Consider the following 12,820-nt stretch of genomic DNA (forward strand, 5'->3'; position numbering starts at 1 on the left):
CCTGATCCGTCTGGTGCGCCTGATCCGTCTGATCCACCTCTTCTGTCCGCCTCAGCTGCCCCATGGCGTGGACCACTCTCCTCGGGCGATACTGCGGCCGTCCGGTACCACGCACCCCACGGCGACGGAAGGACCCAACTCCCTTGAGTTCTCTACGTGTTCGGATCGGCGTACTCGGCCTGGCCCTGATGGCAGGGCTGGCCTCCCCCGCGACGGCGACGGCGGCCAACACCGCGCCCTCGCCCACCGTCGAGGAACAGCGGCTCGACCGGGCCGTACCGCAGGAGATCCTCCAACGGTCCGGATTCGACGACGTAGCGCCGGAGTTCACACGGGCGCTGGAGCGGGCCCGGTCCTATGCCGAGGCGCGGCGGATCGTCGTACGCGAGGGGTCGGCGTTGTGGCGGCGGGCCGTCGACCGGGCGCAGGGGCGTGGGCCGGCGGGCGGGGATCTGAGCCGGGACGACGATCGGCCGCTGTACTGGGCGCGGCTCGGGCTGACGAAGGAAGTACGCACCTGGGAGCCGGGGTTCGGGCTGAGTGATGCTCGACGCGCGGCGCTGATCGATGTGTTGGAGCGGACGTCGAGGGGGCAGGAGGACGTCCGTTACCCGCGCAGGTCGTCGTCGGGCGAGGGCGTCAACTCGTCGCAGGGGAAGGGCGTCAAGCGGATCCTCGTGACCGGCTTCGACCCGTTCACGCTGGACCGGGACATCCGGATCTCCAATCCCTCCGGGGCGACCGCGCTCGCGCTCGACGGCACGGTGATCAGGACGGCGGAGGGGCCGGCGCGGATCGAGACCGTCGTCTTCCCGGTGCGGTGGCAGGACTTCGCCGACGGAACGGTGGAGCGGACCTTGCGACCGTATCTGAAGCAGGTGGATCTGTTCACGACCGTGAGTCAGGGGCGGGTCGGCCGGATCGACGTGGAGCGGACCAACGGGGCCTGGCGGGGCGGGTTCCCGGACAACGACAACGTGAGCAGGACGGAGACCGTGCCGGTCAGCGACCCGGCCTCGCAGCCGCAGTGGACGACCACGACATTGCCGTATGCCGCGATCGTGGCCGCGCAGACAGGGCGGTTCCCGGTGTACGACCACACTGCGGTCACCGAGATACCGGCGGGCGGCACGGTTCCGGTGGTGCGGGAGGACGGGCCGACGGCGGGGTCGACCGCGCGGGCCGGGGGCGGTGGGGACTATCTCTCCAACGAGATCGCGTACCGCGCGACGCTGCTGCGCGACCGGCTCGGTCTGCACGACACGCTGCCGGGCGGTCATGTGCACACGCCGGTGCTGCAGTTCGGGACGGGGAACACGGATCCGGCGACGGGGGTGGTGACGGATCCGCAGTTCGTGCAGAACCGGTTGGACATCATCGCTCAGGTGCGGGCGATCGTGACGGTGGCGGCGGACGTGACGTTCAGGAAGTAAGGCGCTTGTCGTGGGGCTGCGGCTGGGGTTCGGGCTCGGGGTCTCCGGTCCCTTCCTCCAGCAGGTCGCGGGCCATCATGGTGGCGCCCGCGACCGCGCCCGGCATCAGAAAGACGGCGACGAACGGGACCAGGAAGGCAACAGCCAGCGGGGTGCCGAAGCCCCAGACAAGGGTCTTGCGGGAGCGCAGGAGGGTGAGGCGGGCACGCAGGTCGACGCCTCGGCGCTGCAGCGCGACGGCGGTGAGTTCCTCGGTGAGGAAGAACCCGGTGACGAAGAAGCCGATCACCGGGATCGCCGTCTGCCCGACGAAGGGCAGGAAACCGAGGCCGAAGAGCAGGATGCCCCAGACCGCGGCACGGACGAGGATCCGCAGACTGTCACGCGCCGAGATCCACAACTCCCGCCACAACGACAGCCCGGACTCGGGCGCGGTCCCGTCCGGGGACAGATCCCGGTCGACCTTCTCGGAGAGGTTCTCGTAGAAGGGCTGCCCTATCAGCAGCGTCACCGCGGTAAAGGTGAGCACGGAGAGGAGCAGGGCGAGCGCGAACAGCACGGCGGTCAGAAACCCACGAAACAGCCCGAGCCACGGACTCGACCAGTCATCGGCGAACGGCGTGACCCAGGCGACGAAGTCCCCGCCCCAGAGCGCCAACGCGACGAGCGCCGCGAGGTAGAGCACCAGCGTAATGAGCCCCGGCAACAGCCCGAACCCGTACTGCTTGCCATGCCGGGCCGCCCACTGATGGCCCTTCAGAAGGTACGTGAAGCCGGCCCCTAGATCTCGCATACGGGAAGCCTATCGGCGGGCGGGGGCGGGGTGGGGGCCGGTGTCTGTGGAGGGAGGATGCTGTCATGCGTCGAACCGCTGAAGAGGCCGAGCTGTTCAGGTTGATCCGCCGCTATGTCACATCCGGCCGCCGGTACCTGAAACTCAACGGCGCTTTTCTCTTTCTAGAAGGGCGCGACCGAACCAAGTTCACGCGGAAGCTGGGCAAGGACGCCGGGAAGATCACCCTTCGAGAACTGGAGATACTGCTCGACGGCGGGTGGCGTGAGAGCAAGACGGCGGCCTGGCTGATCGCTGTCGGTGGCCGAACCGAGTTCCGGGAACGTCTCGGCGAAGTCCTGCTCGCCAGCAGGGGTCCCTACGCGGGCCAGGCGTACTGTGTCGCGCTGGCCACCTTCGGCACCGCCGCCGACGCCGATCTCTTGGTTGCCTACCTCGACCGCTACCTGCTTCGCCCGGACCTCGACTACGACCAGACGTCTGCCCTCGGCGCGCTCCTCCTGCTCGACGCCAAGCTCGGAACCGACCGCGCGGCTCGGTTCCTCGCCCCGGGCGGCCTCTGGCAGCAGTGGATCGATGGGCCGCCCGCCAAGGACCTCGATCACCCTGCCGAGTACCGGGAGTTCATCGGTGAGCTCTGCGTCTTCGCTGATGAGTGCGCCAAGTACTGTCCGCCGCGCAAGCACGAGATGACGTGATCCCTCGCGGACGGTACGCCTTGTTCCGAGGACGAGGACCCTCAGTCGATGCAGAACTCGTTGCCCTCGATGTCCTGCATCGGGATGCAGGCGTCCTTGCCGTCGTACAGGGTTTGTACGTGGATCGCGCCGAGGGGGACCAGGCGGGCGCACTCGGCTTCCAGGGCGGCCAGGCGTTCCGGGCCTACGAGGCCGGTGCCGACTCGGATGTCGAGGTGGACCCGGTTCTTGACGGCCTTTCCTTCGGGGACGCGTTGGAAGTAGAGGCGCGGGCCCACGCCTGAGGGGTCGACGCAGGCGAACCACGCGTCGCGTTCCTCGGGGGGTTGAGAGGTCTTGTAGTCGTCCCAGGTCGTGAAGCCCTCCGGGGGCGGCGGTACTACGTAGCCCAGCACCTCGCACCAGAAGCGGGCGAGACGTTCTGGTTCCGCGCAGTCGAAGGTGACCTGGAACTGCTTGATCGTCGGCATCGGCGCACCCTACCAAGGGGGTTCGGCGCCCTCCCTCACGATCGGCGTTCGATCACCTTCGCGTGCAGGAGCGTTCCGGCGAGTTCGATGCGGAGGCGCGGGGCGGCCGTTGAGGTTCTGCGGCGCAGTTTTAGCTTCGAGTACGTGAGGTTGAGTCCGTCCGTGTCGATCGTCAGGTCCCGCGCGCCCACGAAGAACAGCTTGCCGTGCACCATCTCCGTCTCGATGCGCAGGACGTCCGAGGTGATCACCGCGTGGGTGAAGTCGAAGGTGACCTTGCAGAGTTGGGTGCGGAGTTCGATGCGGGCGGGTACCGACCAGCGGCCCTCGCGGATGTATTTGCCGCCGTGTTGCTCCACCAGCAGGAGGTCTTTGGCCCTCGCCGCCGGTGCGGTCGGCAGGTCTGCTGTCAGTTTCGCCAGGTCGCCCAGTGTGCGGGCCGTCAGGGCGTTCTCCAGCCGGATGTCGAGTTCCTCGGCGTCGAGTCGGCCGTCACCGGCGGCGATCCGCAGTACGTCCACTACCCGGTCGCGATCCTCGTGCGACGCCCGCAGGTCGGGCAGGTGGGGAAGGTCATTCGACATGGCAGTCACGTTAGCGGGGCCGCGCGGTGGCCACCAGGCGATGGGTCTCCGCGCCGGCCGCTCAGGCGCTCACCGCCACCACGACCCCCCGCTCCCCCGCCGGCGCCACCGCCGCACTCACCCGCACCGCCGCCGACCGCGCCAGTCGTCCCGTCCTCGACGCCACCGCCAGGAGAAGCGGCTGGAGTTGTTCGAGGCTCGACACCAACAGCTCCTCTCCCGCGATCAGTACGGGGCGGACGGTCTGGGTCGTCGCCGCTGCCGCCTCCGTGAGGTCCGCCAGGGGGGACAAGGTCGCGCGGGCCACGCCCGCTCCCGCCGTGGCCGCCCGTTCCGCCAAGGCCACCTGGAGAGGCAGGAAGGGAGCGAGGGCGGACGTCAACGCGTCCGCCATCCGCCGTAGTTCGGGGGACCCGTCACGCAGCACCTCCGCCGCGGAGCGGATCACCGGGGTCGCCGCGAGGAGCGCGCCAGCCATCAACCCGGCGAGGGCGGGCAGCAGCGGTGAGGTCGCCTCCAGCAGGTCACCGAGCGCCGTCGCGAATTCCTCCACCGCCGGCTCCACCGCGTCCAGCACCGGCAGCAGACTGTCCCCGAGGATCGCGAGGAGCGCCTGAGCGGGCTCGCTGACCGGGTGCACGGCCAAGGGCGCACCGGTCGTACCCAGCCGGGTCAGCGTGTCGACGATCCGGTAGAAGGCCTCCTGGGCCTGCGGTGACGCGCTCGCCTCGGCCAGTTCCGCCGTCGTCTCGCGCAGCACGCGCAGCGCCTCCGCGCCCGAACCGTCCCGCGGATCAAAGGTGTTGATCGCGATCCTGGTGATGTTGCCGGCCGTGTCCAGGAGCTGGCCGGTGATGTCGGTCGTGCTGCGTGCCATGCGCAGTACGTCGTCCCTGCTGGGGAGCGAAGGGATCGTTGCCACGGAGTCTCTCCTCGCCTCGCGCACCGCCGCCGATGGTCGCCGCCGCTCTCAGCATGCCCCGATCGCACCCCCCGGGACGCGCATCCAGGGCATCCGTCGCATGAACTCCCCGGTGCCGCGGTTGAGTCGAACAGGTACATCTCGCCGTACCGATCTCAGGAAGCCCCAGAGGAGCAGCGGCTGAGATCGAGGAGAGCTGATGACTCAGGAGATCCACGGCACCGTCGCGGACGGGTACGAGGCGGTACGCGAGGAGTTCGCCGCGTTCGTGGCCACGGAACGGGCGGACTACGAGGGCCAGTTGTGCGCGTACGTGCACGGCCGGCGGGTCGTCGACCTGTGGGCGGGCGACGGCGGCCCCGACGCGCTGTTCGGGGTGTTCTCGTCCACGAAGGGCGCCGCCCACCTGGTGGTGGCGCTCCTCGTCCAGGAGGGCACGCTGGAGCTGGACCGCAAAGTGACCTACTACTGGCCGGAGTTCGCGGCCGAGGGCAAGGGCGCCCTCACCCTGCGTGAGCTGATCGCGCACCGAGCGGGTGTCGTCGGCACCGACACCGGCTTCACCCCGGCCGAACTCGCCGACGACCGCCAGCTGGCCGAACGTCTCGCCGACCAGCGCCCGTTCTGGCGCCCGGGGACCGCCTTCGGCTACCACGCGCTGGTCATCGGCGCCCTCACCGGCGAGGTCGTCCGCCGCGCCACCGGCCGCACCCTGCGCGAGGTGTACGAGGAACGCGTCCGCGTCCCCTACGAGCTGGACTTCCACCTGGGTCTGCCCGCGGCCCTCGAACCCCGCTTCCGTTCCGCGCAGCCGATGATCCCCACCGCTCCGGAGCAGGCGGTGCTGGACTCGGCGGCGACCGGGCCGCACACCCTGGCCTCGATCGCGTTCAACGAGCACGCCCCGGGCGGCGGCGACCTCGTGGGGTACGTCAACTCCCGTGCCGTACGCGCCAAGGGACCCGCGTCCGCGGGCGGGGTCGCCGCCGCGCGCGGGCTCGCCGGGATGTACGCGGCGACGATCAGCGAGGTGGACGGGCGGCCCCCGCTGCTCAAGCCGGACACCATCGCCGAGGTCGGCCAGATCCACTCGGTCGGCTACGACCTGGTCACCCGCACCCACCGGTCCTACGGCCTGGGCTTCCAGGCCACGGCGGACACCTGGCACGCGTTCCTGGGCGCCGGCGCTTTCGGCCACAGCGGAGCCGCGGGCTCGCAGGCCTTCGCCGACCCGCGCTCGGGCCTGGCCTACGGCTACACCCGCCGCCGCTTCGCCTTCCCTGGAGGCGCGGCGCCGGAGAACAACCGGCTGGTCATGGCCGTACACGCGGCCGCTCTCGCGGGTCGAGCGGCGGGGTGAGCGGCGGCGGATTACCCAGCGGGCGGAGGCCGCACCCCACGTCCAGGGGTGCGGCCTCCAGTGGTTCGACGGCCGACAGGCGCGTCCGTCCTACAGCTTGACGATCATCTTCCCGGTGTTGTCCCCGCGGAGCTGGCCGAGGAACGCCTCCAGGTTGTTCTCGATGCCCTCGACCACGGTCTCGCGGTACTTCAGGGCGCCCGAGGCGACCCACGGTCCGACCTCGGCGACGAACTCCGGCTGGAGGTCGTAGTGGTCGCCGACCAGGAAGCCCTCGATGCGGCCGCGGGTCTGGATCAGGCGGGCGAGGTTCTTCGGGCCGGGTACGGGCTCGGTGCTGTTGTAGACGGAGATCATGCCGCAGATCGCGATCCGGCCGCCCTGGTTCAGCGAGCCGATGGCCGCCTCCAGGTGGTCGCCGCCGACGTTGTCGAAGTACACGTCGACGCCGTCCGGAGCGGCGGCGCGCAGCTGCTCGCTCACCGGGCCGTTCTTGTAGTTGAACGCGGCGTCGAAGCCGTACTCCTCGACCAGCAGCTTGACCTTCTCGTCGGAGCCGGCCGAGCCGATGACCCGCGAGGCGCCCTTGAGCTTGGCGATCTGGCCGACCTGGCTGCCGACGGCACCGGCCGCGCCGGAGACGAAGACGGAGTCGCCCTCCTTGAAGGACGCGGTGCGCAGCAGGCCGGCGTAGGCGGTGAGGCCGGTCATGCCGAGGACGCCGAGGTAGGTGGAGAGGGGCGCGGTGCCGGGGTCGACCTTGACGACGTTCTTCGCGTCCGTGGCCGCGTACTCGCGCCAGCCGAGGAAGTGCAGGACGTGGTCGCCGACGGCGATGCCCTCGGCCTTGGACTCGATCACCTCGCCGACCGCGCCGCCCTGCATGACCTTGCCCAGCTCGAAGGGGGCGACGTACGACTTGGCGGCGCTCATGCGGCCGCGCATGTACGGGTCGACGGAGAGGTACTTGTTCCGCACCAGCACCTGACCCTCGCGGGGCGTCGGAATCTCCGCCTCGACCAGGGCGAAGTCCTCGGACTTCGGCCAGCCGACGGGACGGCTGAGGAGGTGCCATTCGCGGTTGATCATGACGGAACCTTTCACGCTTGCCACTGCAGAAATGCTTCAGTACCTAAAATAACCATGCAGCGAACATTTCATGATGTCAAGTAACGGGGTACCCTGGAGGCATGTCCACACCACAGAAGACCCGCCCGGACGCGCTGACCATGGAGGTCGTCGAGCTGATCGGCGATGTCGTGGCCCGGTTCTACGAGGACTACGAGGACGCGGCCGGCGAGCACGCCCTGACCGGGGCGCAGGCCCGGCTGCTGAGCCTGCTGTCGCTGGAGCCGCTGCCGATGCGGAAGCTGGCGCGGAAGCTGAAGTGCGAGCCGTCGAACGTGACGGGGATAGTGGACCGGCTGGAGTCGCGCGGTCTGGTGGAGCGGCGGCCGGATCCGGCGGACCGCAGGGTGAAGCTGGCGGCGGCGACGGACGAGGGGCTCCGGGTGGCCCGGGAACTGCGCGAGGGGCTGCGTTTCGCCCGCGCGCCACTGGCCGGGCTCTCGGACGAAGAGCGGCTGTCTTTGCGGGATTTGCTGCAGAGGATGCTCAACGCATAGGCGTTGAGACGGAGTTACCGGTCGAACTTTTACAGACTTACGCGCACCACCACAGGAACCGGTCGCACGTCTCCGACGGCGAGGGGTCCGGGCTCGGGTCGGACGACGTCGGGTCCGAGGTGGGCGTCGACGTCGAGGCCGGACTGCTCGCGGCGGGGGCCGACGAGGTGACGCCGGGCTGTGAAGTCGGCGTGGGCGACGGGGACTTGCTCTCGTCCTCGTCCTTCTTGTCGTCGTCCTTCTCGGACTCGGAGGCCGAGGGCGAGGCGGAGTCGTCCGGCGACGGTGAGTCCGACTCGCTCGCCTTGTCCGACCTGTCGTCCAGCGGCTTGGCCGTCCCGCCCGCCTCCTCGCCGGAACCGCCCTCCGCCGAGGCGTCGCCCGCGGCGGCGGGCTTGGGGGTGGAGAAGGGGGCGTCCACGCCGAGTTCCGCGAGGCTCAGACCGGCGGCGGCCAGGACGAAGCCGGCGGTTATCAGCAGGGTGCGACGCCTGCGTCTTCGGTGTGCCGCGGCTTTGCGATCGCGGCGACTGGCGCCACCGCCGGGCCCTTCGGCGTCCGCGCCGCGACCCCGGCCGCGCCCGCGTCCCCGCTCCTGCGCACGCCGTGCGGCACGTCCGGCCGGCGCGTCCTCGTCGTCGGGGGCTTCCTCCGCCTCCCCGGCCTCGTCGTCGTCGGCGGCGGCGTCGGTCCGTGCGGTGCCCTCATCGGCGTACGAACTCGCCTGTGGGCGCTCCTCGTTGGGCTGCTGCCCCGTGTGCGCGCGGAGTTCTTCGACGGGTGCACCGCACCCCGGGCAGGCGAGGGCGCCGTTGAGGTGCCGGCGGCAGGGGAGGCAGTAGTCCATGACGCGGGAAGACTAAGTTCCCGGACGGTCAGGTTCCTAGGCGCGTCTGTGAAGGTTCTGTGGGAGACGGCACTGGTGACCGAAAGGTCCCCCGAATGCTTGTCGAAACCGTTACCCGTTCGACCCATTGACACTTCTCATGCCCCGTCCTTACTGTCACGCCAGCATTTCGAACGTGTGACGAAATCTCGAACAGCGAATCTCGAACAGCTGAGGGGCAACTGCCGTGCGCATCACCGGAATCAGCACACACGTGGTCGGGACGCCCTGGCGCAACCTGACCTACGTCCAGGTGCACACCGACGAAGGGGTCACCGGAGTCGGCGAGACCCGGATGCTGGGGCACACCGACGCGCTGATCGGCTACCTCCGGGAGGCGGAGGCCAATCACATTCTGGGTTCCGACCCGTTCGCGGTGGAAGACCTCGTACGACGCATGAAGTACGGCGACTACGGCCGGGCCGGCGAGATCGTCATGTCCGGCATCGCCGTGATCGAGATGGCCTGCTGGGACATCAAGGGCAAGGCCCTCGGGGTGCCCGTCTGGCAGTTGCTCGGCGGCAAGGTGACCGACAAGGTCAAGGCGTACGCCAACGGCTGGTACACCACGGAGCGCACGCCCGAGGCGTACCACAAGGCCGCGCAGGGCGTGATCGAGCGCGGGTACAAGGCGCTGAAGATCGACCCCTTCGGCACCGGCCACTTCGAGCTGGACCACGAGCAGACCCTGTACGCCGTCTCGCTGATCGAGGCCGTGCGCGACGCCATCGGCCCGGACGCCGAGCTGATGCTGGAGATGCACGGCCGCTTCTCCCCCGCCACCGCCGTCCGCCTCGCCCACGAGCTGGCGCCCTTCAAGCCGGCCTGGCTGGAGGAGCCGTGCCCGCCGGAGAACCTGAAGGCGCTGGAGAAGGTCGCCGCCAAGGTCGACATCCCGGTCGCCACCGGTGAACGCATCCATGACCGCATCGAGTTCCGCGAGCTGTTCGAGAGCCAGGCCGTCGACATCATCCAGCCGGACGTCGGCCATATCGGTGGCATCTGGGAGACCCGCAAGCTCGCCGCCACCGCCGAGACGCACTACGTGCTCGTCGCGCCGCACAACGTGGGCGGCTCGGTGCTGACCGCCGCCTCGCTCCAGGTCGGCTTCAGCACCCCCAACTTCAAGATCCTGGAGCACTTCAACGACTTCGCGGACGCGGAGATCAAGAAGATCGTCAAGGGCGCGCCGGAGGTCGTGGACGGCTACTTCCACCTCTCCGACAAGCCCGGTCTCGGCGTCGAGTTCGATGCCGACGCGGCGGCCGAATTCCCGCAGCAGCAGGCCCGGTTCGACCTGTGGGCCGAGGGCTGGGAGCAGCGCAAGCCGAAGGGCACCGAGCAGTGAGTGGCGCCGTCGTCATCGACGCGCCGGGCGAGCACCGGCTGGCCCCGCACGAGCCCCGGCGTCCGGAGGCCGGCGAGGCGCTGGTGAGCGTCCACGCGGTCGGCATCTGCGGCAGCGACCGCGAGGTGTACCAGGGCAACCGGCCCGAGGGGTACGTCCGTTACCCGCTGACGCCCGGGCACGAGTGGTCCGGCACGGTGACGGCGGTCGGCGCCGGGGTGCCGTCAAGTCTCGTCGGCCGCAAGGTGGTTGGTGAGGGGTTCCGCAACTGCCAGGTGTGCGACCGCTGTCACGCGGGCGAGACCACGCTGTGCACGGCCGGCTACGAGGAGACCGGGTTCACCCAGCCCGGTGCGATGGCCCCGACGCTGACCCTGCCGGCCCGGCTGCTCCATGTCCTGCCGGACGAGGCCGATTTGACGGCGGCCGCGCTCCTGGAGCCGGCGGCCTGCATCGCGGCGGCGGCGCTCAAGGCGAACGCCCGGCCCGGTGAGCGGGTGGCCGTCGTCGGCACCGGAACGCTCGGCATGTTCGCGATCCAGTTCCTGACGGCGGGTTCGCCCGCGGAGCTGCTCGTGGTGGGCACACGCCCCGACCGCGCGGAGCTTTCGAGAACGTTCGGTGCCACCGACTTCCGTACCAAGGACCAGGAGCTGCCCGACGACTTCGACGTGGTGATCGAGACGGCGGGCTCCGCGGACGCGGCCCGTACCGCCGCCGGCCTGCTCCGGCGCGGTGGACGGCTCGTCCTTACGGGGATCCCGGCGCCGGGCGCCGAAGGGCTCGACCCGACCGACCTGGCCGTGCGGCAGCTGGAGGTGCACACCGTCTTCGGGGCCCCGCCGGACGCCTGGGCGCACACGGTACGGGTCTTCGGGGCGGGGCTGCTCGATCCGCTGCCGCTGGTCACGCACGAGCTGCCGCTGGACGAGTTCCCGCACGCCATCGAGCTGGTCGGCTCCGGCGATCCGAAGGTCGGCAAGGTGCTCCTTCGCCCCTAGACGTACGCCGGTACGGGGGCGACCTGACGGTCCCCGTACCGGCGTACCACCCAGCCTTTCCGTACCCAGAGCCGCGAACCTCGTCCGAAATACCGAACGCGAAGGACAGCTTGTGAACGACGTCTCCGCTCCGGCGGCCCGCCGGCCCGGTGAGCAGGTGCTCACCGCGCTCGGCCTGGGTGCGCCCGCTCTCGACCCCGCCGACGCCTCGCCGCACACCTTCCCCGGTGGTGGCCGCTGGCGCACCGAGATCCCCTCGTGCGAGGGTCCCGAGGCGCTGGCCGTCGTCCTCAAGGAGTCCTCCCGCCTCGATGTGCCGATCCACCGGATCAGCCAGGGCAGCGGGGTGTGGATGCTGACCGACGCCGAGATCACCGAGATGGTCGAGGCGACGGCCGCGCGCGACATCGAGCTGTGTCTGTTCACGGGCCCGCGCGGCACGTGGGACATCGGCGGCTCGGTGCGGTCCGACTCGCGCGGCGGCGGACTGCGCGCCCGCGGTCACGACGCGGTCGCCGGCTGTGTCGAAGACGCCGTGCGGGCGACGGAGTTGGGCGTCAAGTGCCTGCTCGTCGCCGACGAGGGCGTGCTGTGGACGCTGCACCGGGCGCGGGTCGCCGGGATCATCCCGGCCGACACCACGCTGAAGGTGTCGGCGCTGATCGGTCCGGTCAACCCGGCGTCGTACTCCGTCTTCGAGCACCTCGGCGCGGACTCGCTGAACGTGCCCTCCGATCTGACGCTCGCTCATCTCACCGAGATCCGGCGGGTGTCGGCCGCGCCCATGGACATGTACATCGAGGCTCCGGACGACCTCGGCGGCTACATCCGGATGTACGAGGTCGCGGAGCTGATCAGGCGTGGCGCACCGCTGTATCTGAAGTTCGGTCTGTCCAGGGCGCCCGGGATCTACCCGTGGGGCACGCACCTGCGGGACGTCACCTTGGACACCGCGAGGGAGAGGGTGCGGCGGGGTCGGCTCGCCCTCGACCTGCTCGAACGGCACGGCGCGGGCGGGGACATGGCTCCGCTCGGCTCCCGACTGCCCGGAACGCTCAACCGCTTCCCGGCCAACTGACCTCCCCCACACCCCTGCCAGGGCCCAGCACATCTCAACGACGAGAAGAACAGGGACGATCACCATGCGCACTCGTAGAAGCGCTCTCACCCTCATAGCCGGCGCCGCCTCGCTCGCTCTCACCCTCTCCGCCTGCGGTCAGGACAGCGAGGGTGGCAGCAAGGAGAGTTCGAGCGACGCCAAGGGCGGCACCATCGGTATCGCGATGCCCACCAAGTCCTCGGAGCGCTGGATCGCCGACGGCAAGAACGTCGTCACCAACCTGGAGTCCAAGGGCTACAAGACCAAGCTGGTCTACGGCGAGGACGACCCCGACCAGCAGGTCTCGCAGATCGAGAACCTGATCACGCAGGGCGTCAAGGGCCTGATCATCGCGGCGATCGACAACAAGTCGCTCAACAACGTGCTCCAGCAGGCCGCGGACGCCAAGATCCCGGTGATCTCCTACGACCGCCTGATCCTCGGCACGAAGAACGTCGACTACTACGCGTCCTTCGACAACACCAAGGTCGGTGAGCTGCAGGCCGGTTACATCGTCGACAAGCTCGGACTCAAGGACGGCAAGGGCCCGTTCAACATCGAGCTGTTCGCCGGCTCCAACGACGACAACAACACCAAGTAC

General features: G+C 69.8%; 14 protein-coding genes. 8 read left to right on the forward strand and 6 right to left on the reverse strand.

Annotation, left to right across the window (positions count from 1 at the left end):
- The first annotated feature begins 143 nt into the window (after window positions 1-143).
- The gene (locus ACWDR3_RS33585; RefSeq protein ID WP_450356328.1) at window positions 144-1,433 is read left to right on the forward strand and encodes a pyroglutamyl-peptidase I family protein; all 1,290 of its coding nucleotides are present in this window, start codon (window positions 144-146) and stop codon (window positions 1,431-1,433) included.
- Here the strand turns inward: ACWDR3_RS33585 and ACWDR3_RS33590 are convergent.
- Window positions 1,423-2,226, reverse strand: coding sequence for an EI24 domain-containing protein (locus tag ACWDR3_RS33590; RefSeq protein WP_450356329.1), 804 nt, complete (start codon window positions 2,224-2,226; stop codon window positions 1,423-1,425). The genes ACWDR3_RS33585 and ACWDR3_RS33590 overlap by 11 nt on opposite strands.
- A 65-nt stretch (window positions 2,227-2,291) precedes the next feature.
- On the opposite strand from ACWDR3_RS33590, the gene ACWDR3_RS33595 reads away from it, so the two are divergent.
- Window positions 2,292-2,924 carry a DUF6000 family protein gene (locus ACWDR3_RS33595; RefSeq protein ID WP_450356330.1) on the forward strand — a complete coding sequence of 211 codons (633 nt, stop codon included), beginning with the start codon at window positions 2,292-2,294 and terminating at the stop codon, window positions 2,922-2,924.
- Window positions 2,925-2,965: 41 nt separating this feature from the next.
- On the opposite strand, the gene ACWDR3_RS33600 is transcribed toward ACWDR3_RS33595, so the two are convergent.
- The 3 genes from ACWDR3_RS33600 to ACWDR3_RS33610 all read right to left on the reverse strand — a co-directional run bounded on the left by ACWDR3_RS33600 (window position 2,966) and on the right by ACWDR3_RS33610 (window position 4,900).
- Window positions 2,966-3,394: a VOC family protein gene (locus ACWDR3_RS33600; protein WP_450356331.1), complete on the reverse strand. Its 429-nt coding sequence runs from the start codon at window positions 3,392-3,394 to the stop codon at window positions 2,966-2,968.
- 35 nt (window positions 3,395-3,429) lie between these two features.
- On the reverse strand, window positions 3,430-3,978 hold the full coding sequence (locus ACWDR3_RS33605; RefSeq protein WP_450356332.1) for a DUF1707 SHOCT-like domain-containing protein: 549 nt from the start codon (window positions 3,976-3,978) through the stop codon (window positions 3,430-3,432).
- A gap of 61 nt (window positions 3,979-4,039) precedes the next feature.
- A complete protein-coding gene (locus tag ACWDR3_RS33610; protein WP_450356333.1) occupies window positions 4,040-4,900 on the reverse strand; it encodes a hypothetical protein in 861 nt (286 codons plus the stop codon).
- 199 nt (window positions 4,901-5,099) lie between these two features.
- On the opposite strand from ACWDR3_RS33610, the gene ACWDR3_RS33615 reads away from it, so the two are divergent.
- Window positions 5,100-6,260: a serine hydrolase domain-containing protein gene (locus ACWDR3_RS33615; RefSeq protein WP_450356334.1), complete on the forward strand. Its 1,161-nt coding sequence runs from the start codon at window positions 5,100-5,102 to the stop codon at window positions 6,258-6,260.
- A 90-nt stretch (window positions 6,261-6,350) separates the two neighbouring features.
- Here the strand turns inward: ACWDR3_RS33615 and ACWDR3_RS33620 are convergent, their stop codons facing one another.
- Window positions 6,351-7,349 carry an NADP-dependent oxidoreductase gene (locus tag ACWDR3_RS33620; RefSeq protein ID WP_450356335.1) on the reverse strand — a complete coding sequence of 333 codons (999 nt, stop codon included), beginning with the start codon at window positions 7,347-7,349 and terminating at the stop codon, window positions 6,351-6,353.
- 101 nt (window positions 7,350-7,450) lie between these two features.
- On the opposite strand from ACWDR3_RS33620, the gene ACWDR3_RS33625 reads away from it, so the two are divergent.
- Window positions 7,451-7,885, forward strand: a complete 435-nt coding sequence (locus tag ACWDR3_RS33625; protein WP_123999620.1) for a MarR family transcriptional regulator — start codon at window positions 7,451-7,453, stop codon at window positions 7,883-7,885.
- A 37-nt stretch (window positions 7,886-7,922) separates the two neighbouring features.
- Here the strand turns inward: ACWDR3_RS33625 and ACWDR3_RS33630 are convergent, their stop codons facing one another.
- A complete protein-coding gene (locus ACWDR3_RS33630) occupies window positions 7,923-8,732 on the reverse strand; it encodes an SCO2400 family protein (RefSeq protein ID WP_450356336.1) in 810 nt (269 codons plus the stop codon).
- Window positions 8,733-8,958: 226 nt separating this feature from the next.
- On the opposite strand from ACWDR3_RS33630, the gene ACWDR3_RS33635 reads away from it, so the two are divergent.
- The 4 genes from ACWDR3_RS33635 to ACWDR3_RS33650 form a co-directional block, all read left to right on the forward strand.
- Window positions 8,959-10,119 carry a mandelate racemase/muconate lactonizing enzyme family protein gene (locus tag ACWDR3_RS33635; RefSeq protein ID WP_450356337.1) on the forward strand — a complete coding sequence of 387 codons (1,161 nt, stop codon included), beginning with the start codon at window positions 8,959-8,961 and terminating at the stop codon, window positions 10,117-10,119.
- On the forward strand, window positions 10,116-11,120 hold the full coding sequence (locus ACWDR3_RS33640; RefSeq protein ID WP_450356338.1) for a zinc-dependent alcohol dehydrogenase: 1,005 nt from the start codon (window positions 10,116-10,118) through the stop codon (window positions 11,118-11,120). Before ACWDR3_RS33635 ends, ACWDR3_RS33640 begins: the two co-directional genes overlap by 4 nt.
- A gap of 112 nt (window positions 11,121-11,232) precedes the next feature.
- The gene (locus ACWDR3_RS33645) at window positions 11,233-12,198 is read left to right on the forward strand and encodes a hypothetical protein (protein ID WP_280876431.1); all 966 of its coding nucleotides are present in this window, start codon (window positions 11,233-11,235) and stop codon (window positions 12,196-12,198) included.
- A 64-nt stretch (window positions 12,199-12,262) separates the two neighbouring features.
- Window positions 12,263-12,820 (forward strand): substrate-binding domain-containing protein (locus ACWDR3_RS33650; protein ID WP_450356339.1); only part of this gene is annotated, 558 nt, incomplete at its 3' end.

This window comes from Streptomyces sp. NPDC001002, from assembly GCF_053599215.1.

Coding starts and splice junctions, on each gene's coding strand:
- ACWDR3_RS33630 (WP_450356336.1), bottom strand. CDS start 8,732: ATGGACTACTGCCTCCCCTGCCGCCGGCACCTCAACGGCGCCCTCGCC.
- ACWDR3_RS33595 (WP_450356330.1), top strand. CDS start 2,292: ATGCGTCGAACCGCTGAAGAGGCCGAGCTGTTCAGGTTGATCCGCCGC.
- ACWDR3_RS33600 (WP_450356331.1), bottom strand. CDS start 3,394: ATGCCGACGATCAAGCAGTTCCAGGTCACCTTCGACTGCGCGGAACCA.
- ACWDR3_RS33620 (WP_450356335.1), bottom strand. CDS start 7,349: ATGATCAACCGCGAATGGCACCTCCTCAGCCGTCCCGTCGGCTGGCCG.
- ACWDR3_RS33625 (WP_123999620.1), top strand. CDS start 7,451: ATGTCCACACCACAGAAGACCCGCCCGGACGCGCTGACCATGGAGGTC.
- ACWDR3_RS33605 (WP_450356332.1), bottom strand. CDS start 3,978: ATGTCGAATGACCTTCCCCACCTGCCCGACCTGCGGGCGTCGCACGAG.
- ACWDR3_RS33590 (WP_450356329.1), bottom strand. CDS start 2,226: ATGCGAGATCTAGGGGCCGGCTTCACGTACCTTCTGAAGGGCCATCAG.
- ACWDR3_RS33615 (WP_450356334.1), top strand. CDS start 5,100: ATGACTCAGGAGATCCACGGCACCGTCGCGGACGGGTACGAGGCGGTA.